This window comes from Anaplasma marginale str. Florida, from assembly GCF_000020305.1.
In the GTDB taxonomy this organism is placed as follows: Bacteria; Pseudomonadota; Alphaproteobacteria; order Rickettsiales; family Anaplasmataceae; genus Anaplasma; species Anaplasma marginale.
In genome coordinates, this window is the sequence record NC_012026.1 from 914464 (window position 1) to 939467 (window position 25004).

21 protein-coding genes are annotated in these 25004 nt (G+C 51.1%); 10 read left to right on the top strand and 11 right to left on the bottom strand.

The annotated features are described in order from the left end of the window. The first annotated feature begins 56 nt into the window (after positions 1–56). Both ctaD and cyoE read left to right on the top strand, forming a co-directional pair. Positions 57–1613: a cytochrome c oxidase subunit I gene (ctaD, locus tag AMF_RS08840; protein ID WP_010268343.1), complete on the top strand. Its 1557-nt coding sequence runs from the start codon at positions 57–59 to the stop codon at positions 1611–1613. Between the two features lie 9 nt (positions 1614–1622). After that, positions 1623–2528, top strand: coding sequence for a heme o synthase (cyoE, locus tag AMF_RS08845; RefSeq protein WP_010265801.1), 906 nt, complete (start codon positions 1623–1625; stop codon positions 2526–2528). A 52-nt stretch (positions 2529–2580) separates the two neighbouring features. On the opposite strand, the gene bamD is transcribed toward cyoE, so the two are convergent. Further along, positions 2581–3423, bottom strand: a complete 843-nt coding sequence (gene bamD, locus AMF_RS08850; protein ID WP_241759825.1) for an outer membrane protein assembly factor BamD — start codon at positions 3421–3423, stop codon at positions 2581–2583. Between the two features lie 230 nt (positions 3424–3653). On the opposite strand from bamD, the gene purD reads away from it, so the two are divergent. The 3 genes from purD (at position 3654) to glmS (ending at position 7348) form a co-directional block, all read left to right on the top strand. Continuing rightward, positions 3654–4916, top strand: a complete 1263-nt coding sequence (gene purD / locus AMF_RS08855) for a phosphoribosylamine--glycine ligase (RefSeq protein ID WP_010268350.1) — start codon at positions 3654–3656, stop codon at positions 4914–4916. A 144-nt stretch (positions 4917–5060) separates the two neighbouring features. After that, the gene (yajC, locus tag AMF_RS08860) at positions 5061–5453 is read left to right on the top strand and encodes a preprotein translocase subunit YajC (protein WP_010268352.1); all 393 of its coding nucleotides are present in this window, start codon (positions 5061–5063) and stop codon (positions 5451–5453) included. An 80-nt stretch (positions 5454–5533) separates the two neighbouring features. Then, positions 5534–7348: a glutamine--fructose-6-phosphate transaminase (isomerizing) gene (glmS, locus tag AMF_RS08865; RefSeq protein ID WP_010268355.1), complete on the top strand. Its 1815-nt coding sequence runs from the start codon at positions 5534–5536 to the stop codon at positions 7346–7348. A 361-nt stretch (positions 7349–7709) separates the two neighbouring features. On the opposite strand, the gene dnaN is transcribed toward glmS, so the two are convergent. The 7 genes from dnaN to rplM all read right to left on the bottom strand — a co-directional run bounded on the left by dnaN (position 7710) and on the right by rplM (position 15674). Next, a complete protein-coding gene (gene dnaN, locus AMF_RS08870) occupies positions 7710–8849 on the bottom strand; it encodes a DNA polymerase III subunit beta (protein WP_010268358.1) in 1140 nt (379 codons plus the stop codon). Positions 8850–9069: 220 nt separating this feature from the next. After that, entirely contained in the window at positions 9070–9684 is a 615-nt protein-coding gene (locus tag AMF_RS08875) for a ribonuclease D (RefSeq protein ID WP_010265811.1), read from the bottom strand. A gap of 64 nt (positions 9685–9748) precedes the next feature. Further along, positions 9749–10621 (bottom strand): response regulator transcription factor, encoded by an 873-nt coding sequence (locus AMF_RS08880; RefSeq protein ID WP_011114547.1) that lies wholly within the window; start codon positions 10619–10621, stop codon positions 9749–9751. A 300-nt stretch (positions 10622–10921) separates the two neighbouring features. Next, entirely contained in the window at positions 10922–11569 is a 648-nt protein-coding gene (locus AMF_RS08890) for an ECH_1013 family putative transcriptional regulator (protein WP_010265817.1), read from the bottom strand. Positions 11570–12412: 843 nt separating this feature from the next. Beyond that, entirely contained in the window at positions 12413–12940 is a 528-nt protein-coding gene (gene ppa / locus AMF_RS08900; RefSeq protein WP_010268361.1) for an inorganic diphosphatase, read from the bottom strand. A gap of 1809 nt (positions 12941–14749) precedes the next feature. Further along, a complete protein-coding gene (rpsI, locus tag AMF_RS08905) occupies positions 14750–15196 on the bottom strand; it encodes a 30S ribosomal protein S9 (RefSeq protein ID WP_010265839.1) in 447 nt (148 codons plus the stop codon). After that, on the bottom strand, positions 15183–15674 hold the full coding sequence (gene rplM / locus AMF_RS08910) for a 50S ribosomal protein L13 (protein ID WP_010270531.1): 492 nt from the start codon (positions 15672–15674) through the stop codon (positions 15183–15185). The genes rpsI and rplM overlap by 14 nt, the downstream gene beginning before the upstream one ends. 227 nt (positions 15675–15901) lie before the next feature. On the opposite strand from rplM, the gene AMF_RS08915 reads away from it, so the two are divergent. Further along, the gene (locus AMF_RS08915) at positions 15902–17128 is read left to right on the top strand and encodes a TolC family protein (protein ID WP_010265842.1); all 1227 of its coding nucleotides are present in this window, start codon (positions 15902–15904) and stop codon (positions 17126–17128) included. Between the two features lie 27 nt (positions 17129–17155). After that, positions 17156–17740, top strand: a complete 585-nt coding sequence (locus AMF_RS08920; protein WP_010268375.1) for a DUF2497 domain-containing protein — start codon at positions 17156–17158, stop codon at positions 17738–17740. 127 nt (positions 17741–17867) lie between these two features. Here AMF_RS08920 and AMF_RS08925 read toward each other — a convergent pair whose 3' ends face one another. Next, positions 17868–18899: an Mrp/NBP35 family ATP-binding protein gene (locus tag AMF_RS08925; protein WP_010268378.1), complete on the bottom strand. Its 1032-nt coding sequence runs from the start codon at positions 18897–18899 to the stop codon at positions 17868–17870. A 112-nt stretch (positions 18900–19011) separates the two neighbouring features. On the opposite strand from AMF_RS08925, the gene AMF_RS08930 reads away from it, so the two are divergent. Continuing rightward, complete coding sequence (locus tag AMF_RS08930; protein WP_010268380.1) at positions 19012–19980, top strand: ribose-phosphate diphosphokinase; 969 nt, start codon at positions 19012–19014, stop codon at positions 19978–19980. After that, on the top strand, positions 19977–20297 hold the full coding sequence (locus tag AMF_RS08935) for an Asp-tRNA(Asn)/Glu-tRNA(Gln) amidotransferase subunit GatC (RefSeq protein ID WP_010268386.1): 321 nt from the start codon (positions 19977–19979) through the stop codon (positions 20295–20297). The genes AMF_RS08930 and AMF_RS08935 overlap by 4 nt, the downstream gene beginning before the upstream one ends. A 35-nt stretch (positions 20298–20332) precedes the next feature. Here AMF_RS08935 and acnA read toward each other — a convergent pair whose 3' ends face one another. Together acnA and apaG are read right to left on the bottom strand one after the other, a co-directional pair. Next, positions 20333–22969 carry an aconitate hydratase AcnA gene (gene acnA / locus AMF_RS08940; protein WP_010268390.1) on the bottom strand — a complete coding sequence of 879 codons (2637 nt, stop codon included), beginning with the start codon at positions 22967–22969 and terminating at the stop codon, positions 20333–20335. A 387-nt stretch (positions 22970–23356) separates the two neighbouring features. Continuing rightward, entirely contained in the window at positions 23357–23764 is a 408-nt protein-coding gene (apaG, locus tag AMF_RS08945; RefSeq protein ID WP_010265852.1) for a Co2+/Mg2+ efflux protein ApaG, read from the bottom strand. Positions 23765–23885: 121 nt separating this feature from the next. Here apaG and AMF_RS08950 point away from each other — a divergent pair, with 121 nt between their 5' ends. Then, on the top strand, positions 23886–24956 hold the full coding sequence (locus AMF_RS08950; RefSeq protein WP_029209833.1) for a 5-(carboxyamino)imidazole ribonucleotide synthase: 1071 nt from the start codon (positions 23886–23888) through the stop codon (positions 24954–24956). Positions 24957–25004 lie beyond the last annotated feature (48 nt).

Below are 25004 nucleotides of genomic sequence, written 5' to 3' on the forward strand. Positions count from 1 at the left end.
TATGCTTGTGGGTTGTTGCGTGTTTCCTCCCAGAGCTATTTTAGGAGGTGGGTTATATGTACGATGAGCATGCGCCTAGTGGTTTGAAGCGGTGGTTGTTCTCCACCAACCATAAAGACATAGGCACCATGTACATCATCTTTTCGATAATAGGTGGTGTGATAGGGGGCCTGCTGTCCCTCATATTGCGCGCACAGTTGGCGCACATAGACGTGTTGCACGGAAACTACCAGCTATATAACGTCATGGTTACTGGGCACGCGCTCATAATGGTCTTTTTCATGATAATGCCTGCTCTCACCGGGGGGTTTGGGAACTGGTTTGTTCCCCTGCTAATTGGCGCACCAGATATGGCATTTCCGCGGTTGAATAACCTGAGTTTTTGGATGCTAGTAGCATCACTCGCGCTGCTGTTTTGCTCTGTACTGATCGGAGATGGCCCGGGAACGGGTTGGACTTTGTACCCTCCCCTGTCATACCTGTCCTCTCATCCAGACGCATCTGTGGACATGGCTATATTGGCATTGCACCTCGCGGGTATTTCCTCAATAGTTGGGTCCATAAACTTTATAGTAACAATTCTCAACATGCGTGCCCACGGTATGACGCTGCTCAAGATGCCGTTGTTCGTATGGACCATATTGCTTACTTCGTTCATGCTAATAGTGTCACTCCCCGTATTAGCCGGAGCAATTACAATGCTCCTGACTGATCGCAACTTCGGTACCAGCTTTTTTAACCCGTCAGGCGGCGGTGACCCAATACTTTTTCAGCATCTGTTCTGGTTTTTCGGGCACCCGGAAGTATACGTGATAATATTCCCAGCTTTTGGGATTATAAGTCAGATAGTATCCACGTTTTCCCACAAGGCGGTTTTTGGGTACCTGGGAATGGTGTTCGCGCTAGTTGGAATAGCGACGGTCGGGTTGGTGGTTTGGGCGCACCATATGTTCACCACCGGCTTGAGTACGGAAATGATCACGTACTATAGCGTCACAACGATGTTGATAGGGGTGCTGACCGGAGTCAAGGTGTTCAGCTGGATAGCCACCATGTGGGGAGGGAAGATAGAGTTTAAGACCCCGATGCTTTTCGCGATAGGGTTCATCTTCGTGTTCACAGTCGGCGGCTTGACCGGCATAGTGGTCTCACACGGGGGAGTGGATAAGGTTCTGCATGACACATACTACGTGGTTGCCCACTTTCACTATGTGATGTCAATCGCAGCGCTCTTTGCCGCATATGCGGGGTTTTATTATTGGATAGGTAAAATGTCAGGCAAGCAGTACCCCGAGTGTATGGGGAAAATTCACTTCTGGCTGACTTTCATTTCGACCAATATAGCGTTCTTCCCTCAGCACTTTTTGGGGCTTGCCGGCATGCCTAGAAGAATTCCTGACTATCCAGATGCCTTTGCTCCATGGAATTACGTATCCTCCGTGGGAGCGGGCCTTTCTTTTCTATCTGCGCTGCTATTTATAGCAATTGCGATATACACATTGAAGAGGGGCAAGACGGCCGAAGCAAACCCGTGGGGAGGCGACACTTTGGAGTGGACTGTCCCCTCGCCCGCCCCGTTCCACACTTTTGAGGAAATTCCCAAGTTGGACTAAGGGATACACATGACAGCAACTTTTATCAAGACCTCCCGAGGGAAAAGCCCTGCGTCTCTTTCCTCGGTTGGCGATTACGTTCAGCTGCTCAAGCCCAGGATAATGTGTTTGGTGGTGTTTACTGCAATAACCGGAATGCTAATCGCACCGGGAACTATTCACCCACTAATAGGGCTTGTATCCACGGTGTGTGTAGCCCTGGGCGCAGGTGCGGCGGGTGCGTTCAATATGTGGTACGATAGTGATATTGACGCAATTATGGATCGTACCAAGGGCCGGCCTATACCTGCAGGAAAAATTTGCAGGGAACAAGCATGGGAATGCGGCATGGTGCTTGCAACACTATCAGTGTTTGTCATGGCAATCGCAGTAAACTATGTATCTGCGCTCCTTCTGGCGGGAAGCATTTTTTCCTATGCAGTAGTTTATACAATGCTACTGAAAAGGCGCACACCGCAGAATATAGTGATTGGCGGCATCGCGGGCGCTTTCCCACCAGTAATAGGTTGGGCCTCAGTTTCCGGGACGCTGTCGCTTGAGAGCTTGTCCCTGTTTGCGATAATATTCGTGTGGACACCCCCTCACTTTTGGGCAATCGCCCTACTCACCCTGGAGGAATACAAAAAAGCGAACGTTCCCATGCTGCCCGTGTACTGTATACGTAAAACCAGGTCGCACATATTGTTGTATAGCATAATTCTTGCGGTCGTGGGGGCAACGCCGGGTTTGTTTGTGAAACACCCGGTTTTATATGAAATTCTGGCAACCGGCTTGAGCGCAACGTTCATCGCTTATGCCATCGCCGTATTTCGGGAAAAGGGACAGCCGTCACATAAGGCATGCATGGGGCTGTTTAAATACTCTATATACTATCTGTTTCTACTGTTTGCCGTGGTGATAGCCTGCGTACACTAGCTTGGAAAAGGCAGCACGTCTCGCCGTCCCCGGGGCGCGGCGCTAGTTAGTGTTACAACAGTGATTCTCGCTGTGCGTCCTCCACAGCTTCTTCTCCGGCAGCAGCACTGCTAGGAGGAGTAGCGCTCTTTCCCTCATCATCCCCCTCCTTGGTTCCTTCCTGCCCGACTTCTTGCGCACAGTTTTTCTCCCCGCTTAGTAGACGCTCAGCCCTGGCGCGCCACACGTTGCCTTCATCTAATTTAGAGAGGTACGCGGCCGCTGATTTATGGTCCCCCAAGGCTGTGTAGGCCTCCACCAGTCGGTACAACCCTTCGTTAGTGTACGCTGAACTTGGATATGCAGATATCAGAGCTCTAAACCTCTTCACTGCGGCTATGTGCCCCCCTCGCTTGAGGTAAAACTTACCAATCATGAATTCCCTAGCAGCCAGGTGCTGCTGCACGGCAGCAAGCCTTTTGGAAATTTCACCTAAGTGGCGCGAGTTTGGGAACATGCGCACAAACTCGTAAGCAAGGTTCCTAACCTCTAGGGCCACTCCCTGGTCCAACCCAAGATCGGGAATCTGCATGTATTTAGCCAGAATTCTGACGTAGTAGGCGTAGTCTATGCTCTTGCTGCTGGGGTAGGAATCAATGTAGCCCTCCGCAAGAGAAGCCGATTCAGCGTAGTTACCGAGCTCATAATGAGCCACCGCAGCAACCAGACTGCCGTCTATTGCCATTTGTGAAAACGGATATAGAGCCTCTATCTTATCGAAAACCGCTATAGCCTTCTTATACCGTCCCTCGTGAAACAGCCTGAGACCATCTTCGTAAAGCTTATGTACCCCCTCTTCAGCGAAGGACGCAGCAGCAACGGGGTGCGTGGTACAGAGAATAGAAAGGATAACCAAAACAGCGCACAACAAACCAGTACGAGGAGCCACGAAACCACACCAAACAAACGTCAGGGAGCCATTAAACCACGCAACCAGACCCATAGCAAGTCTTTTGTCCTACAGGATTCCCGAATATATTCCTGCTAGTTTTGCATGTTTGCACGAAACCCTATTGACAAACTGACGATTTGTGGTAGCGTGGCGGTGGCGTTTCGTGGTCTTGATGGTCTCTTGTAGGGGGCGGGATGAATGTTCTGGTTGTCGGCTCCGGGGGTAGGGAGCATGCCCTGTTGGACTGCCTGAGCCGCTCCCCCATGTTAACTCGTTTGTTTGTTGCTCCTGGGCGTGAGGCCATGGCGGACCTGGCGACTTTGGTGGACGTAGACGTAACTAACTTTATCGAGGTTGCGCAGATCTGCAAGCGCGAGAAGATAGATCTGGTTGTTGTCGGTCCTGAGTTACCGCTAATCAGCGGGTTGTCCGATGCACTTACCGATGAGGGTATTTTTGTGTTTGGCCCGTCCAGGGCCGCATCTAGGCTCGAGGCCTCAAAGGGGTTTACAAAGGAGTTGTGCGCCCGTTACAACATCCCCACGGCGAAGCACGGGTATTTTATGGACATCGGCTCCGCCAAGCAGTTCGTCAAGAGGAGTAAGCTGCCGTTGGTGGTGAAAGCCGATGGGCCGGCTCAGGGAAAGGGCGTCATAATATGCCACACTCTGGAGGAAACTTATGACGCATTAGACGCCATGCTTGTACAGGGCAAGTTCGGCAAAGCCGGCGAAGCAGTCGTGGTGGAGGAATTCCTAGACGGTAAGGAGGTTAGCTTTCTCACCTTAATAGACGGCACTAACCCGGTGGTGCTTGGGGCGGTGCAGGATTATAAGCCGGCGTATGATGGGAACAAAGGGCCGAACACTGGGGGCATGGGAGCGTATTCAACCCCGGGTATTATCACTGAAGAGATGGAGCACCTGATAGTGCAACGGATCATATATCCGACTATCAAAGCCATGTTTAACATGGGAATACAGTTCAGGGGGCTACTGTTCGCTGGCATTATGATTAAGAAAAACGAGCCCAAACTTCTGGAATACAACGTCAGGTTCGGGGATCCCGAGACGCAGGCCATTTTGCCCAGATTGGATTCAGATTTGCTGAGGCTCATGTCCCTAGCAGCGAAGGGCAGGCTTGGTAGCGAGGTGGTGTCTCTGAACCGCAAGTCGGTCGTTTGTGTGGTAGTAGCCAGCAAGGGCTACCCTGGGCCTTACGAATCAGGCTCAGTGATAGGTGGGCTGGACGAGATTGCGAGGGCTTCTAGTGTTAAGGTCTTTCACGCGGGCACGAAGCGGGTTGGGAACAACTGGGTTTCCGCCGGCGGTAGGGTTTTGAATATAGTAGCCGAGGCGGATGACTTGGCCACCGCTAAGCACCAGGCCTACGCGGCCCTAGATTTGTTAGACTGGCCTGGTGGCATGTATAGGTATGACATAGGCGCCTGCGAGTAGCGCGGCTTTGCTACACTGCACGCGGGTGGCGTGTGTTTGCATCCAGGGTCCACGTCCGCCGCGTATTGGCTGGCCACCTTAGTTGTCTCCTTGACAGCGCACCTAGCCTTTGGTAGATTGCAGAATACGTTTCTGGTAGGTTCGATGCTTTCATTTCCTAGTGCCTTGTTTGCCGCTACGGCTGCTACCCCGGCGCCTGCTGCTGGGCTAGGGGCCTCTATTGCCGGGTTTGCCCCGTTGGTTCTCATATTCCTGATTTTCTATTTCTTGGTCATAAGGCCCCAACAGAAAAAGCTCAGGGAGCATAACAAGTTGTTGGACAGTATCAAAAAGGGAGACAAGGTAATCGCGTCAGGCGGGCTCTTTGGTACGGTAACTAAGGTTGATGCAAGTAACGGGCACCTGCACATAGAGATTGCAACAGGTGTGGAGGTTAGGGTGCTGAAGTCGTCCGTGTCGGAGGTACTCAATAGAGACGGGAACGGTAAGGGAGCCTATGTAGGCAAATCCCAATCGACTGCAAAAAGCCTGTATTAGCGTAGTTCCCTGCGTCCCTTTGCCCTGAACAACGGATTGGTGAGTGGCCTGCTTATCCCTATTCTCAATTGGGTGTCCTTATGTGTGGTGTGTTAGGAGTCGTTAGCAGCTGCCAGGCAGTTCCCTTGTTGCTGTGCGGCCTGCGCCAGCTTGAGTATAGGGGGTATGACTCGTGCGGAATCGCGGTTTTGGATCGCGGCGGCATTCAGGTTAGGCGTTCGTGTGGCAAGGTTGCCAGGCTGAGCGAGCTTGTGTCCTCAGGGGAAGGTACGCTGCGGGGAAATGTTGGCATAGCGCATACTAGGTGGGCTACGCATGGGGTTCCAAAAATTGAAAATGCGCACCCCATATGCGTGGGCAAAGTGGCGGTCGTCCACAACGGAATTGTTGAGAACTATCCGTCAATTAGAGAGCGTCTTGAGGCCAATGGTAGCAGATTCTGCACGGATACAGACACAGAGGTTATACCCCACCTGGTCGGGTCACTGTTGCAAGCTGGATTGCCCCCAAGATATGCGGTGCGGAAGGCGCTGGAAGAGATAGAAGGCAGTTTTGCAGTCATATTTATGTTGGCGGGGCACAGTAGTTTGCTGGCAACCTGCAGAATGTTACCCTTAGTCGTTGGCTGCGGCACCGACGCCAACCTGGTATCTTCAGACGAATATGTCTTGAGCAAGTATGCACAAAGGATTTGTTATCTGCAAGACAATCACATAGCCGAAATTTCGCTCAATGACGTTAAGATATATAACGAGAGTGATGAGGCGCTCGACTACGAAACAATACTCATCAGCGCACCCAGCACAAGCACCGACAAGGCACCGTATGAACATTTCATGCTAAAGGAGATCCACGAACAACCCAAGGTCATACGTGATACGATTGACCAGTTTATCAGCTATGGCAGCGTCGAGTTCGCATGTAATGCAGACTTATTCAAATCCTTAACCCACCTGACAATAGTAGGAAGCGGATCATCCTATATGGCCGGCCTAATCGCAAAATATTGGTTAGAAAGCATAGCGAACATCAGAGTGCTGTTAAGTATAGCATCGGAGTTTCGCTACCATCGGATGCAGATATCAGAAAACGACGTGTTCTTGTTCATATCTCAATCCGGAGAAACTGCTGATACCCTGGCGGCTTTGCGCCACGCACGAAGGCAACATAGCACAGTTATTAGCTTGACTAACGTCCCGCGAAACAGCATGGAGAGTATATCAGATATTGCCCTAAAGATCCTCGCAGGACCGGAAGTTGGTGTCGCATCAACCAAAACTTTCTCTGCACAATTGGCTGTGCTAGCGTGCTTTTCTCTGTGGCTTGCAAAAGTCAGATGTGTCATAGCACAAAGCACATACGAGCAGTTGTTGGAAGCACTGCAATGTGTGGCGCAACACGCGTCAGAGGCTCTTGGAACCTCAATAGAGTCTGTAGCCAACCTAATATTGCACTACAATCGTGTAATAATAATGGGTAGAGGCACCTGCTACGGAGTTGCGCTGGAGGCTGCGCTAAAAATTAGGGAGCTGTCCTACATTCACACCATAGGTATCGCGTCTGGAGAGCTGAAGCATGGTTCAATAGCACTTGTGGATGAATCTCTTCCCGTCATAGCCATTGCACCATACAACGAGACGTTCACCAAAAACCTGGTGAGCATACAGGAAGTATCTGCAAGAAAGGGTATAGTCGTGGCCTTTACTGACAGAAAGGGGGCACAAAAACTGAAACATCTGTGCAGGGCAGTGGTAGAGCTGCCTGAGACGAATGCCTTCTCCCTGCCTATAGTATATACGATAGCCGCACAACTCCTCGCGTACAGCATTGCCGTCAAGAAGGGGTTGGATGCTGATCAACCCCGTAATCTGGCAAAGTCGGTCACTGTGGAGTAGAAACTCAGCCCATATACCGGTTTTGAATCAGCACATCACAACACTTTTTGTCTGCCCGCTCACATGACGAGTGCGGCATAGCGTGCATTCCGGCGCTTTAGCGTAGCGGCTTCAAGTAGCTCTTGGACAAAATGCATCACCCGGGCACCGGATGTTGCGCAACAGCGACAGTATCTTGCCGCAACAGTCACACGTAAGTAATCAAGCCATGTTGAGGAAGAACAACATATGGCAGGCAGGCAAGCACGCCAAATCCCGAAGCACAAGGGGAGCGGTTGTTGCGCCATAACCACGTCCAACTAAGCACGAAAACACCGATAGTATTGAAGATCAAGCGTCTGACACCTACGCGCCAGCGCAACTATATTCTCATAGGCATTATTATGTGCATGGAGCCGCCGGGTTCCTTGTCCTGAATCAGCACGGCAGTGTTACCATCCTGAAATACGACCTCACAGGCCCCCTTCATGCAACCCAGCACCTCAATAAGATACCTGGCATTGAGCCCAATAGTGACTTCATCACCTTTGTAATCTACCTCAAGCTCCTCCCTGGCATCACCCTGATCGGACGACGCGGAGCTGAGAGTCAGCCGACCGGAGGCGAATGACAGCTTAATGGCCTTCACCTTATCAAAAACTACCACAGAAACCCGATCCACAGCGCTAAGAAGAGAGCACGCATCCATAGATACACTCGCACCCCTCTCTTGCGGAATTATAGATAAGTAGTCCGGAAACACCCCGTCAACCACTTTGGAAACCATGAAATATCCCTTGTACCTGAAGCATATCTTGCGCTGTGAAATGCTTACAGATACAACTTGTGACGCATCCCCACCGCCACCTATTATTTTCAAAAGCTCATTTACCGTCTTCCTAGGTACAATCACGCCGATATCAGGCTGCAGGCCTTCCGGCCTATTCACCTTCGCAAGCGACAAGCGGTGCCCATCGGTCGCCACACAGCACAACATATCCTCCGCAACATGCATGTAGACACCCCTGAGGTTATACCTACTCTCCTCAACGGACATGGAGAATTTTGTCTTGTTGAGCAACTCGGCAATATGGGAAACCTGCATGTCAAAACCGCAGTCAACCTCGCCACCCTCAATTGCGGGGAACTTTTCCGGCGCCACAACATGGAGAAAGAACTTGGCATTTCCGCATTCAACGAGCAGCCGCCCATCGCTCATCTTGAAGCCAACTGCGCAATCACCCGAAAGCTTCCTGACAATGTCATACAACAACTGAGCAGATGCGACTACGACTCCCTTATGAACAACGCTAGCGTTGACGCACGCTTCTATTGAAATATCAAGGTCCGTCGAAGACAGCTCAACAACACCATCTTTGGCCTCCACCCTGACGCATGACAACACAGCTATGCTGTTGCGCCTCTCTATCACGCTGCTGACGTAGGCCAGGGACTGCAGCAAATCCTCCCTACTTATACTGCATTCCAACCCACCACCCACTGCGATATCCATAAGCACCATACAGAGTTGAGGATTCTAAACGCAACCAACCCTCATGTCAACAACCCGTGACTTCCCTCTGTTAGGGTGCAACAGCGATAGCACCCCCCTATTACATTATACGCAATAGTATAACAGAGGCCGCTGTGCCGCCGCATGTATTGGAATTACCTCATTACTCGGACGCTTGGGGCACAGCACGCAGGGAAGGCGCAACCGTGGCAAATCTCGTACTGCAAAGTCATGTTTGGTGGCTAAAGATGTCTACCCCATCCCAACCCAATAAATCCAGCTCTGCCCTCGCAGGAATAAACTTGAAACAAGACTCAGCCAGATCCTGCTTGTCTTCTCGTTCAAGCATCATATCGAGCTTTTTCTTGATATCATGTAGATATATGACATCGGCCGCCGCGTAACTCAGTTGCTCAGAAGTGAGCACCTCCCTACCCCAATCGGAGGATTGCTGCGCCTTGTTGATTTTCACTCCCAGAAGTTCGTAACACAGATCCTTAAGCCCGTGATGGTTCGTGTAAGTCCTCACCAGCCTCGACGCGATTTTAGTGCAGTAACAAGGTACCGCCCACATCCCGAAACAATGGCGTATCGCAGCCACATCAAACCGGGCAAAATGGAATATCTTCATAATCTCAGGATTGGAGACGATACGCCGCAAATTAGGTGCGCTATAGTCACCAGAAAACTTAACAAGGTGCGCGTCGCCATCACCAGAAGAAAGCTGCACTAAGCACACCCTATCACGCCTACAAACAAGACCCATGGTCTCAGTATCTACAGCAACAACGTTACCTAGATCAAGACCGTCCGGTAAATCATTGTTATGCACGAACACAGCCACGCATCACCCCGCTTTTACTAACAGGGCCTCACTCTAGCACACACTCCGAAAAAAACAATCCCCCTTAGGCCTCCTCGGCGTAATTCCTACGCTCTTCCGTTTTGTTGCCTGCGCCATCGCACTCGCCCTCGGCCGGCCACTTATTATACCCAGGTCTACCCTTGTTGCCGCTGCTACCCTTGGCGTCACCTTCACTAGCCTTATTGACGCTGCCTCCGGAATCCTTACTGCTGCCCTCTTCGTCGTCACTTGCACATTCCTTGAGTACGTATCCCCTACCCCATACGGTCTCTATGTAATTTTTTCCGTTGTTCGCTACCTTAAGCTTTTTGCGTAGCTTACACATGAAAACGTCTATAATTTTGTCATCGGACGGCTCGTCCAACTCCCTATACAGGTGGGACAGGAACATTTCTTTCGTTAGCACGGTACCGAGGCGGGAAGACAATAGCTCAATCATCCCGTACTCTTTCTTGGTAAGGTGGATAATCTCACCGTTACATTCGACACATTTGTGATCTAGATTGATGGAGATGTTGCCCACACGCACTATAGACTCTGGGTGGCCCCTGGTTCTCCGCACTATGGCCTTGATCCTGGCAAGTAGCTCGCTCTTGTGGAAAGGCTTCGTGATATAATCGTCAGCCCCGTAGTAGAGACCCTTAACCTTGTGCGCCACAGAAGAGATGCAGGACAGTATCAGAACGGGAACCTTGATCCCAGACTCCCTAAGCTTCACCAGTATGTCGTAACCATCCACCTTACCGGGAAAGTGTATATCCAATATTACGACGTCATAGTCGTCATTCTTAGGAATTATACTACCGTAACAGTCCTGAGCGGAGGCCATGGTCTCGCAAAAATGCCCTTCTGAAGACAGAGAAGCCTCCACTGCCCTGGCACAAGCAACATCATCTTCTATCAACAGTATACGCATACCCACACCTCAAAAACCCAACGAACCCCAGGCACCAAAAAACCGCCCCCTGCACGGTGCCCTAACTTCTCAAAGATTAACACATATACCATTATGCTAATCAAGCATAACTGCAAAAAATGTATAACATATTTCTGATGTGTTGCATATACAACACGGCAGTCTCCACAGCACACTGACCAGGGCGCTCCCGTTATAAGCCACGCAACCGGCCTTTCCAACTTACAGCACAAAGAATGCCGAGCGTCCAGTACGCGCGTTAACACATTATTAATACAGAACACAAAGCTCTGCTTACTGTTACCACAAAGCCCTAGCGTACCATACTACGCGCCCAAGGACTTTGATATCTTCAACCGGGCATTCGTAGGATGAATATTTTTTGTTGTCACATACCACATGTAGCATGATGTTCTGGCTGTCCCGTACATATTCTAGCCTGCGTATCAGAATCCCCATAGAGTCCCGTATAGCAAACACCCCCGCAGGATGAGCGATTTTATCAGACACATCCACCAACACTACGTCCTGCCCCACAAGTGTCGGAGACATACTATCTCCCTTCACATCATAGAAGCGCAAACTCTCCACACTAAACGGAAGCTTGGTGTGCGCAGGCATGTAAAACCTAGAGCACCGCGTATGGTTATTTTTGTCTTCTTCATCCTCGGATTCCGCAAGATAGTAGACCGGCAACACCCCACCGGAAGTCACATCATACAAACCGTCATCACTGCCGACTAGGTAGGCCAGCGGAACCTGAAGCACCTCAGCGATCGCCATAAGCTTTTTCGAGGTAGGGTTGCTAGACTTCCCACTAAGTATATCATACACAAAAGACTTCCCTACTGACGCCCTATCGGCCAGCTCACGGGCGTTTATCCCGATCCTATCCATCTGGGATCTTATCCTAGCTACTATCGTGCTACAACTACCCTGCCTCTCCATAAACTCGCCTTATGGTTAACATAAATACAGCTTGTACAATTTTCGATACATAAACTCAAGCATTAAGTCACCAATCACGACACAAAATTTATGACTTCACAATAATAAGTTAATAAATTTACTGGTATAGCATAAAATCACACTCAAAACTAGCAATGTGCAGGAATGCAAACGGGACTGATTTCGGATGTATAGAACTTGGCAGTCCGAACGGGCCCAATTTGCCGCACTATCGCGCTGCACTGCCTCATAAACTCGGTGTCGCATGCAAGGTTGCTCTTCCATCATCAACGTACCGCACAACCAGCAGCACATATCCTTGTTACGCTGCCCGTTGCGGGAAAACTTTGCCAAAGCTAACATCACCAGAAACCCCGTGTGTTCCTATCCAGAGTTTTTAGGTCACACATAGTACAAAAGTGCGGCAAGTTTACCACAGTTAGTGCATTGCAATTTTCGACATTACAAATTGATAGAGTACACACAGAGACTCGGCGCGAAGCGCAGGCATGTTCATCGCATACCAGTGTAACGCGGTCACGCGGGGGTGTGCTTTAGCCTGTGGTAGGATGGTTGCTCTTGGTGGCGCGTGGCCTGTTAGTTTTCGGTGTGAAATTTCCTGATGAAGGTGTCTGCAGGCGAGCCTTTAAGTTCTATAGCGTCACTTCTGGCTGTGTAGCAGGCCGACTTTCGGTTATCCTATGCCGCGTAGCTAAATGCCTGCGTGTTCTGGCTTTGATGGAGTGGTCTGCAGTGCGTGTTGCCAGGGAGATTGCTTTTCCTCTTTATTTCTCTTGCGGGTGTGGTGGCATGTCTACTCTTGGTGATGCGCAGTCACCGCGGCTAGCGAGCAACAGAAGACATTGATTCACGTATTAGGCTCTTGGCAAACTCGGCATCCCGCCACGCACCCACAGAAACGAATTTGTCCTTCTCAAGTTTTTTGTAGAAGGAGAAAAAGTGCGACACGGAATCCAAGAATGACTGCGGCAGATCGGAATAGTCATTAACTCCATCATAGTAAGGGTCAACCTTGCGCGCTGGCACCGCCACGACTTTAACATCCTCACCTGACTCGTCACTCATCATAAGGGCACCCACGGGCCTGGAAACAATTACGGCACCTGTTATGACCGGAAACCTGGTGAGCACCAAAACGTCAACTGGGTCACCATCTCCGGCGATGGTTTCTGGGACAAACCCGTAATTGCAGGGGTAGTACATGGCTGTGGGCAAGAACCTATCGACGCAAAACGCCCCACAGCCCTTATCAAGCTCGTACTTGACAGGATGCGAATCCTTGCTGATCTCAATAACAACATTAACCTCCTCTGGGGCATTCTTCCCGCTACCAATCGCACTCAAGTTCACAACCTACCTCACATAACCGCGCGCGGACAGGCAGCAACAACAAACCCAGAGTGGCTTTGCAAGACTCCCAATCAGAAACCGAAACTACGGGCCACGTGCCGCTAACGACGCATACGGCAGGAATGTTACCACACCCGCAAGAGAAATAAAGAGGAAAAGCAATCTCCCCGGCAATACGTACTGCAGGTTACCCCATCAAAGCCCGAGCAACACCGGCATTCAGCTACAGTGGCATGGATAACCGAAGGTCTGCATGCATACAAAACGGGAGCGACTGCAGCAGCATCAAGGCCGAAATAGCCGCCGAATGCGCAAAAGATACCGCGAGACACATCACCACTGAAGCCGGAACACGCCGGCATTTAGCTACAGCATAGGATAACCGGAGGAGGTCGGCCTGCGACACAGCCAGAAGTGACGCTATCAGAGCTGAAAGGCTCGCCTGCAGACACCTTCATCAGGAAATTTCACACCAGAGAACACCGATAGGCCACTCGCTACCAGAGCAACCAGCTACCACAGGCATAGAGCACACCACCCGCGGTGACCGCGTACCACCAAGGACGGGAATGCTATCGCCACCCCCGCAAGAGAAATAAAGAGGAAAAGCAATCTCCCCGGCAATACGTACTGCAGGTTACCCTACTAAATCTCTATAACTCTGGGCCCGGCTACAACAGCACGAGGCCACAAGTCGGCCTGCGACACAACGGGAGCGACTCTGCAGCACAAAGGGCGAAATAGTCGTCGCATGCGCAAAAGATGCTGCAGGGTAATCACCACCGAAGCCGAAACACGCCTGCACCCGGCTACAGTGGCATGGATAACCGAAGGTCTGCATGCATACAAAACGGGAGCGACTGCAGCAGCATCAAGGCCGAAATAGCCGCCGAATGCGCAAAAGATACCGCGAGACACATCACCACTGAAGCCGGAACACGCCGGCATTTAGCTACAGCATAGGATAACCGGAGGAGGTCGGCCTGCGACACAGCCAGAAGTGACGCTATCAGAGCTGAAAGGCTCGCCTGCAGACACCTTCATCAGGAAATTTCACACCAGAGAACACCGATAGGCCACTCGCTACCAGAGCAACCAGCTACCACAGGCATAGAGCACACCACCCGCGGTGACCGCGTACCACCAAGGACGGGAATGCTATCGCCACCCCCGCAAGAGAAATAAAGAGGAAAAGCAATCTCCCCGGCAATACGTACTGCAGGTTACCCTACTAAATCTCTATAACTCTGGGCCCGGCTACAACAGCACGAGGCCACAAGTCGGCCTGCGACACAACGGGAGCGACTCTGCAGCACAAAGGGCGAAATAGTCGTCGCATGCGCAAAAGATGCTGCAGGGTAATCACCACCGAAGCCGAAACACGCCTGCACCCGGCTACAGCGGCATAGGAAACCGAGGTCGGCCTGCAACACAGCCAGAAGTGACGCTATCAGAGCTTAAATAGCCTACCATAGGCACAAAGCACACACCCGCGGTGACCGCGGCTGTCAAGAGTAGACATGCCATCACCATCGAAGCCGAAACACGCAGGCATTTAGCTACAGCGGCATAGGATAGCTGAGGTCGGCCTGCGACACAGCCAGAAGTGACGCTATCAGAGCTGAAAGGCTCGCCTGCAGACACCTTCATCAGGAAATTTCACACCAGAGAACACCGATAGGCCACTCGCTACCAGAGCAACCAGCTACCACAGGCATAGAGCACACCACCCACGGTGACCGCGTACCACCAAGGACGGGAATGCTATCGCCACCGAAGCCGGAACACGCAGGCACCGGACCAGCTATATTATCTCTTAGAAAACTGGCACTTCTTCCTGGCCTTGTGCTGACCGTATTTCTTACGTTCCACAACCCTCGAATCTCTGGTGAGGAAACCAGATTGCCTTAAAACGGGATGCAGCGCGGGATTCATGCACTTTAGTGCCTTGCTTATACCGTGAGCCAAAGCCCCAGCTTGACCAGAAATGCCACCACCAAAAACCACAGCCTTCACGTCGTAACAGCCAACGGACGACGCAACCCCGAACGGGGCATTAACCCTGCGACATAGAGATTCTCTCTTGAAGTACTGCGCGCATCCAACCCCGTTGACCGTGATCACGCCACTGCCCACCTTCAACCATACCTTGGCCACAGCGGTCTTCCTGCTGCCGGTACCGTAAGAGCGACCAAACTCGTCTATTTTGGCAGCAGCCCCACCACCGAGATCGGTAGCTCTCTCACCTTCCGTCATTCCTTCCCCTTGCATTCTTAACGTTCACCGCACCAAAGTCCAACGGCACGGGCTTCTGAGCATCATGACCATGGACCGGACCAGCGTACACTCTGAGATTCTTGAAGCGCCGCCTAGCCAACGGGCCATCACCCAACATCCTCCACACAGCCATCTTAACTATCCTCTCAGGACGGCCGGCACGCTCAATATCCATGGGAGTGCAGCTCTTCAGCCCACCAGGGTACCCGGTGTGCCTGTAATAGATTTTATCCTTGCGCTTGTTGCCAGTAAACCTGGCGCGACCGGCGTTGATGATAATTACATTATCTCCGCAGTCCATGTGGGGTGTGTACTCGGGCTTGTTCTTGCCACGCAACACACTTGCAACAAATGCCGCAAGCCTGCCGACCACGGCCCCGTCAGCGTCTATAAGCACCCAGCGCTTGTCCACCTGACTAGCCTTCAGAGAAAAAGTCCTCGCGCCTAATACACCCATAACAAAATCACAAAAAACCAAAACGCATCACGTCACTCTAGCGCCATATCCCACACTTGTCAATTTCAAAACTGGGCCCACAACCGAGAAATAAGCGCGCGGATAGCACAAGTTGTGCGGCCATGCAGTATACTCTAAACTCCGTACGTGGCGTGATTAAGATGTTGCGCCGACGGCGATTTTACATAACTATAGCACGTGAGACAAACAGTAGCTGGTGGTTGCTTATGCGCATAGGATTTCTATTACTTTCGTCTGCCTTTTTAGTTGCCCTTTCTTCTGGGGCCTATGGAACTTCGCTGGACGAGGCGTTGAAAAAAACGCTGGAGAATAATTACGCCATCAAGGCAGGCGTGTATAGGAGCTTGGCCACCAAAAGAGAAATAGCCAGCGCTGTCATCAGGGGGTTTCTACCCAGAGTCACCTACGACTTCGTCGTGCAGAAAGATGGTAGGCATGCGTCGCATAGTATGTCCACTTTGACCTTAACACAGCCCATGTTCGATGGCGCGGCAACACTCGCCCTTGACAAAGCCAAACACTTGCACAATGCACAAGACGTAGGGCTCGCTTTGGAAAAACAAAAAACCCTACTGGGTGCGATAAAGACGTACATGGGGGTGCTGACTGCATATGAAGTGCATAAGTTGAACGAGAATAACGTAAAGGTTTTCGAGCAACACATGCTCGCAGCAGAAAAACGATTTTCGGTAGGGGAAATCACGAAAACTGAGCTTGCCCAGGCGAGGGCAAGATTTTCCGCTGCGAAGTCTGATGCCATGAGCGCAGCAGGCAAGTTAAAAGCTATGGAGGCGAGTTATACCCGTATAGTAGGAGAAAAACCAGTTGATTTAAAATACCCTAGGCATAGGCTACACATTCCCGAGTCGCTGCAGGAAGCCATAGAGGCCTCGAAAGCGGGCAATCTGGCTCTAATACTGTCGAGGTATTTGTACCAAGCATCAAAACGCGATGTGGCCATAGCAACGGCCAAGAAAGTGCTTCCGTCGTTGAGCATATCCGCATCTGAGCTGTTCCCGGGCATAAACGTGGACAAGGCGTCACAGCGGCTGGAAGTGCGTTTGCGATTCCCGGTCTTTGAGCAAGGAACAGGATTCATGGATATAGACCGAGCACATAAAATTCGGCAGCACAAGCTATACTCTTTGCGCGAAGAAATGCGGGAAATTGAGGAGTCTATAATACTGGCCTGGGAAAATTTGGCGACGTCTAGATCCGTATTGAAGTCCGCACGCGACTCAGCCAGGTTCACCGAAACAGCGCTAGAAGCGATAAAGCAGGAGGCAAAGCTGAATTTGAAAACGACTCTGGATGTGCTTGATGTTGAACAGGAATTGCTCAAGGCAAGGGTGAACACGATAAACGCACACAGCGAGTTGATCGTGAGTCAGTACAATTTGCTTGCCTTAATTGGGCAATTTAATATTAATTAGGTTACGTGCCTTGGGGATGTGCTTGTTATGAGTGGTTCCAGCAGCCTTCAGTCTATAAGGGATGTCGTTGCAAGTATAAGGAAAGTCATACTCAGCGACTCCCAGTCTCATGATGACGTAATGTACCTGGAAAATCCTGAGAATTTGGATGTGATAAGCTATAAGAGAGAGGGCCCGGGCGTGTCCAGCAGCATTTGCGCTACGCAGAGTGTTGGCAGGGTGCGCCACTCCAAGAATTTTTGCTCGGTAGAAAGGGAAGTGCAGCAACGACAGATAAGCTGCTCGATGGAGCTCACTGAGAGTTCGTCCTTGGCTTCCTTTGCAGAAGGTAGTACAGCATCGTCAGACGAGGACGAAAGTGCTTTGCTCTCTCGAGAGAACATAGAAGCAGCAACTAAAGAAATAAAAAAGTTGGTTGACGCAGCCATGGCTACGGAAAGCCCGGCGGCGCCTGCCCCCTCAGCGGGAGATAGCAGCAAAGGCCTCACTGTTGAGGAATTGACGCTCAGTGTGCTGCGCCCTCAGCTTTCTGAGTGGCTGAACGAGAACCTGCCGGGGCTGGTTAGGGAAATTGTGGAAAGAGAAATCGGTAAGCTGATTAAACAGCAGTAGTCGCAGCGGAGTGCGTGGCCGGGCTTGTCGTCTTTCCAAGACGTGGGCTTCTTGCTGGAAATCGTGGGAGTGTGGAGTTGCCATTGGTGGCGGGTGTTGCTCCTTTGGGTGAGTCCATCCTGCACGATTATATTACACCGCCTTCGGTGATGCTTGTTAGCATGTTCTCTGTGATTCGATCATACGCTTCTAGTAGCTCTTTGTTTCCTACAGTTGGGTCTCTGCACTCCGAGGTTTGACAAATTTCGGGGTCAATTCTGATGTCACCTAGGAATGGTGCACCAGTCAGCCTGGAAATATCCTGTGCTCCTCCCGTACCAAACACGTAGGTCTTGCGGCCAGACGCGCTGTCGAAAAAATAGCTCATATTCTCTATAACTCCCGATAGCTTTACATTCAAATTTGCGAGCATATCGCAGGTCTTTACAACCTGCAGCACTGACAGCTTCTGCGGAGTGGAGACTGCTACTGCCCCAGTTACGGCAAATTTTGCAAGGCTAATATGCACGTCACCGGTACCTGGAGGCGTATCAACTATCATGTAGTCTATCTCCCCCCAGCTCGTGCCTAACATAAGTTTATCGATTGCCTTAGTAAGCATGGGGCCACGCCATACTATCGCCTTGTTTTTGTCCTCCACAAGGTTCCCAATCGAAATGCTTTTCAACCCAAAACTTTCCAGGGGTACTATCATGCCATTACGGTCGATTCCCGCCAAAGCGTCGGCCCCAAGTAGGTGTGGAATTGAAGAGCCATAAATATCCACATCCACCAGCGCAACTTTGTACCCACGCCTCACCAGAGAAAGGGCAATTTGAGTCGCCACGGTGGATTTTCCCACACCTCCCTTACCGGAAACAACCAGCACCATATTGCGCACCCCCTCAATTGTAACCTTGGGTGTGCGTTGTGTGCGCCTTTGCACCAGAGCAACCGTTACACTTGATATGCCAGATATGCCCTTCTGGATTTCGTTTATACACTTCGCTTTGAAGCTCTGTTCCCACGATTTAGTAACCTGTCCGGGCATGTCTAGTATCACGCCCACATTGCCCCCATTCAGGGTGATAGAGAATTTACCGATGCTGGCCACGTTGCTGCCTGTTTCCGGATCTGCAATCTTTTCCAGAATTTCCCTAACATCCTGTTCGGTGAACATGGCAACTTCGCATAGCAGAGTGAAAAATTATGGTACCACGTATGGTAAAACATGTTTACTTTTGTGACGCACCTAATTATCATGCGCTCGTTAATGGCAACGTTTGGTCAGTATGGTAATAGTACCTGGCAGCACTGCCACAGCTCTTGCTGCAAGTTTGTCAAGTGTTACAGGGTTCCCAGTAGTCACACCCTGCATTTCTAGGTTCGCGGACGGAGAAATCAACGTTGAGTTTCCAAGTGGCGCTGCGGAGGCGCCGTATAAGAACGTGGTTTTGCTGCAGTCCTTGTGCAAACCAGCGAATGACAGTTTAATGGAGCTTCTGCTGCTGGCAGATGTTGTGCGGCGGACTTGCGCGCCAGACAGGGTAACCGCTGTGGTGCCTTACATGTGCTACTCTCGGCAGGATAGGGTAACGTCCCGGGTAGCGGGTGAGTATGGTGCGGTAACGTCCGCACTTAGCTCTAAGGTCGTCGCAAAGTTGCTTGGAGCGTCTGGAATAGATCACTTGATTACCGTAGACCTGCATTCCAGCCAGGCAGCCGGGTTTTTCGAAATGCCGCTTACCAATCTGCCCGTAGCGGGGTTATTTATCGAGGAGATTGGTGACAGCCACATACTGGACAAGCTGGCGGTTGTGGCGCCTGACTGTGGGTCCCTGCCCAGGGTTAGGGGGTTCGTTCGGGCGCTGTCAGAAGGGCGCAAGGTCAACTCCGTGCAGGTGGCGGTAATTGACAAATATCGTGAAAGCCCCGGAGTATCTGAGGTTGTGCACGTCATCGGCAGCGTAAAGGATAGGCATTGCGTCATTTTGGATGATATAGTAGACTCGGGGGGTACGCTGTGCAACGCAGCTGCGGCCCTGAAAACGAGGGGGGCCATGAGTGTACACGCGCGCATAACCCATGGTGTGTTCTCTGGCAGCGCGGTTGACGCCATAGAGGCGTCAGAGCTGGACTCTCTGGTGGTGACAGATACAATAACTGGGGTATCCTTCCCGGAGGGTAAGATAAAAGTACAATCAGTAGGCAAGCTTTTGGGAGACTGCGTACTATCGCACTTTATGAGGCACAAGTTATGAGTAAACTCTCAGATGGAGCAGCCTACAGTGTGGGGCACGAAGAGCTCGCTAGGGCGGCTAGGTTGGTGAGGCTCAGGGTACCGGAACATGAGGTTGACCGGTGCTGCGAAGAGCTCGGCAATGTGGTCGCGTGGTTTAATATGTTGTCTGAGGTTGACACATCGGGTGTAGACCCTGTGCTGTACGGGGGAGCACCTGGTCCATCGCAGGTACGTGATGACGTTGTGGATGATGGAGGCATCAGAGATCAGGTACTTTCCCACTCTGAAGTGGGCACAGAAGCCGGATGTTTTTTCGTGCAAAAGATTATAGAATAAGCAGTGCGGCGGAAAGCCACGCACTACAGCCTACGTCACGCATTGCCTGCAACGCTCTCTCCTACCACCTTCTTCAAAACGTAGTGTAGCACACCTCCAGAGGCAAGATACTCCTCCTCGACTTCGGTGTTGATCGCACACAATAGGAGAATTTCCCTCTCAGAGCCATCCGCTTCGCGAATTTTGCACACAATCTCCTCGCCGACACCAACATTACCGCTTAATGTTATCACTTCATTGCCGGAAAACACGTTGTCGCTGGCCCGTTTAAAAGTGAGCGGCAGCACTCCCATGCTCACTAGGTTGGACCTGTGTATGCGTTCAAAATCCTCCGCTATTACCGCCCTGACCCCAAGCAGCAGCGTGCCTTTTGCCGCCCAGTCTCTACTAGACCCTGCACCGTATCCCTGTTTCGCAATAATCACCAGCGGCACATTGGCCTCCCTATAGAGCATAGCGGCCTCAAACACCGTCATAACTCTCTCCGTTGGGACGTGCTTCGTGAACCCACCCTGCACTTCATTGAGCATCTCATTTTTTATTCTGATGTTGGCAAAGGTACCTCGCAACATTACGTGATGGTTGCCCCTTCTGGCACCGTACGAATTGAAATCCCGTTCTTTGACGCCATTATGCATAAGAAACTCGCCTGCGGGGCTTTTCAAAGGAATATTGCCGGCAGGAGAAATATGGTCAGTAGTGATCCCGCTGCCAAGCAACATCAATATTCTTGCGCCACTTATGTTAAATTTCCTGCCAACCACCCTGCCGCTGGTCTCACCCATAAAATAGGGCGGGCTTTGCACGTATGTGCTACCAGGCTCCCAATTGTAGGTTGCATCACCCCTATATTCGACGTTTTTCCAAATGTCATCCCCACTGAAGACATCCTTATACTTTTCCGCAAAGACCTCCCTGGATACAAATTTTGCAATCACCTCCTCAATTTCACCGCTTGAAGGCCATAGGTCACGCAAGAAAATGTCATTACCGCGAGAATCCTGGCACACAGGATCGCGCGTTAGATCTAAGAGAACTGTGCCCGCCAGGGCGTAAATGACCACAAGAGGCGGCGAAGCGAGGAAATTGGCCTTAACGCATGGGTGTATCCTTCCCTCAAAATTCCGGTTGCCAGACAGAACAGATGCGACTAGCAAATCCTGCTCTTTGATCAGGCTTTCGATTTCCTTAGCAAGCGGGCCGGAATTTCCTATGCAGGTCGCACACCCGTACCCGGCGATATTGAATCCAATGAAATCCAAGCACTCCTGCAGGCCCGAAGATTGTAAGTATGCCTCAACAACCCTAGAACCGGGTGTGAGGGAAGTTTTAACCCAGGGCTTGGGCTTGATCCCGAGCTGTTTTGCCTTACGCGCAACCAGCCCCGCTGCAACCATCACATGTGGATTAGAGGTGTTAGTGCAGCTGGTAATCGCCGCGATAACTACATCTCCGTTTTTCACAACGGAATTGTGCTCAGTTTTTTTATGTGTTGCACACCCTGCCAGAGTGTTAGGAACTTGAGACAGCAAAACCCGCTCCTGCGGCATTTTAGGCCCAGCAACAACAGGTTGTACATCGGCCAAATCCACGATGAGCTTATCTGAATAAACTGCCTGGCTGCCATTGTTGTACCACAAACCCTGCGCACGCAGATATGCCTCAACAACGTCTATCTCTTCTTTCGAGCGTCCGGTGACGTCTAGATAGTCTAGCGTACCCTGGTCAAATGGGAAAAATCCGCAGGTTGCGCCGTATTCCGGCGCCATATTTGCAACAGTGGCTCGGTCAAACACAGATAAATTCTTGAGTCCATCTCCGTAAAACTCAACAAATTTCCCCACCACACACTTCTTTCTGAGAATGTTAGTGATTGTCAGCACCGTGTCTGTCGCGGTCACACCCTCGCGCAACTTGCCATGTAACTCTACCCCTAACACTTCAGGTGCTACCATGACTATCGGCTGCCCAAGCATAACGGCTTCGGCCTCTATTCCTCCAACGCCCCATCCCAACACCGCAATCCCGTTTACCATTGTGGTATGGCTATCGGTCCCAACAACAGTGTCTGGGCACAAAACTCCGCCGCGGTTCCACACAATTTTGGCCAAATGTTCGAGATTAACCTGGTGGCATATGCCAACGCCAGGTGGTATCACACGAAAGTTGCTAAATGCGGACTGCCCCCATTTGAGGAATTTATAGCGCTCCAAATTCCGTGACATCTCCAGCCCGACATTTTTTGCCAGTGCATCTTGCGTGCCGTAGAAATCAACCTGCACGGAATGGTCTATTACCAGATCCACAGGAATTTTCGGATTTATTAGGCTCGGGTCACGCCCCTTTTCCCGCACATAATCGCGCATAGCTGCCAGGTCCACAAGCGCGGGCACTCCCGTAAAATCTTGCATGATAACCCTGGCGGGCATGAAACTCACTTCACACTCTACGCCCGTGTTTATACGGTTAGCTAGCCTTTTTAGGTCACCAAGCGTAACATGGACGCCATCCTCGTTGCGCAACAGATTCTCTAGCAAAATCTTGAGCACAAACGGCAGTCTGGCACCATCCAGACCCAGCCCCTGGTAGGCCGCATCTAACGCGAAGTAGTCATGAGAACTTCCGCCTACACGTAACTGCCTGCGTGTTTGTAGAGAATCCAAGCACGTCACACCAACCTCCGTACAGCAACCTAGCGCAGTCCTCTCTTGTAGGATAGCAGATGTCCGCCGCGCCGTCACCCCCTAATTAACAGCAGCTCACAGCCACAAATCCCTCCCACATTTAACATGGCAATTGACTTGCTTAGTGTTAACGTGTTCGTCACAATAGCACGTCGTGCCGGACAACCGCGGATATGCAGTGAGCGAAAGCACGATCAAACAAAAACACGGCCTCTATGGCCCCACTTGCGGAAGAGAAGGCGCATGACGCCACCATAGCGGACTCAGCAAACCCACACCAGCGAGACGCGAGGCAAGACAACCCGTAAGGCGCACCACACGGAACCCCGAGGTGGCCCCAGCAGGCAGCAAGCGCGGCGGCCGAGAAAAGGCAGCCTAGTTAAGCCTCACAATATCGTACGGGCTATCGAGCGAAAAGGTAGGCACATCTACGTAGAACACCTGCGCCTTGTCTTCATCCACAAATTGATACCACCCGTTCATAACCCCGGACGGCGTACTGAGGCATGTGCCACTAGTGTACTCGAAAAACCCCCCGGGCTTTAGCACAGGCTGACGGCCCACAACACCAGATCCGCTTACCTCGTTCACCATGCCTTTAGAATCTATTATTTTCCAGCTACGCTTCAGCAGCTGTACCGTAGAATTGCTGACATTTTTGATCTTGACGCTGTAAAGCCATATGTAGCAATTCTCGTGCGGCATCGAATGCTCTTCGAGATAACTCGGTGTTACCTCAACTTCTATCAGACCAGTCGCACCACCACATCTAGGCGTCGTCATAGCGCAGCACCACCCCACAACTTCGAAAAACAAACGCGTGGTCCACCAGACCCTAATTGAAGTATCTCCTCCCAGCCGTATAATTATAGTTGCTTTTTGTTTCTACATCAATCGCTATCACATGCCAAAATCATATGTCCACACTGGTACCGTCATTGGCATCATGGGCGGAGGACAACTCGGTAAGATGACGTCCCTAGCCGCATCACAAATGGGTTACAGAACCCACGTATTTGCAGAACACCATGGTGACCCAGCAGTCTTCGTTACCAACACCTCTACCATTGCAAGTTTTAGTGATGGCAGCAAACTGTCGGATTTTGCATCTACAATTAACCTCGCAGTAATAGAATTTGAAAACATACCTGCCAGTGCAGTGGACACCGTTGCAGCAAAAGCCCCCGTATACCCGGGCAGAGCTGCACTGCATATTGCGCAAAACAGGATACGAGAAAAGCAGCACATATGTAATCTTGGCATCCCGGTAGCGGATTTTGCGGTAGTAAACAGCCACGCAGAACTTCTAGGTAGCATTGACGACATTGGCTACCCATGCCTACTCAAGACCGCAGAGCTAGGATACGATGGCAGGGGGCAGTACACGCTAAAAAGCAGCAGCGATATCGCCGGGGCGTCATCCCTGGATTGGAGCCGCAGCTATATTTTGGAAAAGTTTGTCGATATTCACGAAGAGATCTCCCTGATCATTGCTGTGGCAGCGGACGGATCACACGAGCTGTTTCCAATTGCCCAAAACTATCACGTTGACGGCATTTTGGATAGATCAATCGTCCCCGCACAAGTCAAGCGTTCCGTGCATGAGCAGGCGGCAGAGATGGCCATCACCATAGCAACTTCGCTTGGCATTGTGGGAATTTTAGCTGTTGAGTTTTTTATTACAACAGACGGATCATTGTTGGTAAATGAGATAGCGCCACGCCCGCATAATTCCGGCCATTGGAGCATGGATGCGTGCAATGTTAGCCAATTTGAGCAGCTAGTGCGCGCGGCGTGTGGCTTGCCGCTTCGGAAAGTGCAGTTGCTTGCGCCTTGCGTCACAAAAAACGTTTTTGGTGACACGGCCACAGTCTACCAAACACACTCACATTCGAATAGTAGCGTACACATATATGGCAAGTTAGAGCCTAGGCAGCGCAGAAAGATGGGGCATGTGAATATTCTCGATTATTAGGCAAGTGCCTATCGTATATTGTGGTTGGCCCCACGGCTACCCAACACA

Bases quoted from the DNA above. Each gene is read 5' to 3' on its own strand.
- rpsI (WP_010265839.1), bottom strand. From the start codon at position 15,196: ATGACGGAAGGTGAGAGAGCTACCGATCTCGGTGGTGGGGCTGCTGCC.
- apaG (WP_010265852.1), bottom strand. From the start codon at position 23,764: ATGACGACGCCTAGATGTGGTGGTGCGACTGGTCTGATAGAAGTTGAG.
- AMF_RS08920 (WP_010268375.1), top strand. From the start codon at position 17,156: ATGAGTGGTTCCAGCAGCCTTCAGTCTATAAGGGATGTCGTTGCAAGT.
- glmS (WP_010268355.1), top strand. From the start codon at position 5,534: ATGTGTGGTGTGTTAGGAGTCGTTAGCAGCTGCCAGGCAGTTCCCTTG.
- AMF_RS08950 (WP_029209833.1), top strand. From the start codon at position 23,886: ATGCCAAAATCATATGTCCACACTGGTACCGTCATTGGCATCATGGGC.
- dnaN (WP_010268358.1), bottom strand. From the start codon at position 8,849: ATGGTGCTTATGGATATCGCAGTGGGTGGTGGGTTGGAATGCAGTATA.
- AMF_RS08880 (WP_011114547.1), bottom strand. From the start codon at position 10,621: ATGCGTATACTGTTGATAGAAGATGATGTTGCTTGTGCCAGGGCAGTG.
- cyoE (WP_010265801.1), top strand. From the start codon at position 1,623: ATGACAGCAACTTTTATCAAGACCTCCCGAGGGAAAAGCCCTGCGTCT.
- ctaD (WP_010268343.1), top strand. From the start codon at position 57: ATGTACGATGAGCATGCGCCTAGTGGTTTGAAGCGGTGGTTGTTCTCC.
- rplM (WP_010270531.1), bottom strand. From the start codon at position 15,674: ATGGGTGTATTAGGCGCGAGGACTTTTTCTCTGAAGGCTAGTCAGGTG.
- AMF_RS08925 (WP_010268378.1), bottom strand. From the start codon at position 18,899: ATGTTCACCGAACAGGATGTTAGGGAAATTCTGGAAAAGATTGCAGAT.
- purD (WP_010268350.1), top strand. From the start codon at position 3,654: ATGAATGTTCTGGTTGTCGGCTCCGGGGGTAGGGAGCATGCCCTGTTG.
- yajC (WP_010268352.1), top strand. From the start codon at position 5,061: ATGCTTTCATTTCCTAGTGCCTTGTTTGCCGCTACGGCTGCTACCCCG.
- AMF_RS08935 (WP_010268386.1), top strand. From the start codon at position 19,977: ATGAGTAAACTCTCAGATGGAGCAGCCTACAGTGTGGGGCACGAAGAG.
- AMF_RS08930 (WP_010268380.1), top strand. From the start codon at position 19,012: ATGGTAATAGTACCTGGCAGCACTGCCACAGCTCTTGCTGCAAGTTTG.
- AMF_RS08915 (WP_010265842.1), top strand. From the start codon at position 15,902: ATGCGCATAGGATTTCTATTACTTTCGTCTGCCTTTTTAGTTGCCCTT.
- AMF_RS08890 (WP_010265817.1), bottom strand. From the start codon at position 11,569: ATGGAGAGGCAGGGTAGTTGTAGCACGATAGTAGCTAGGATAAGATCC.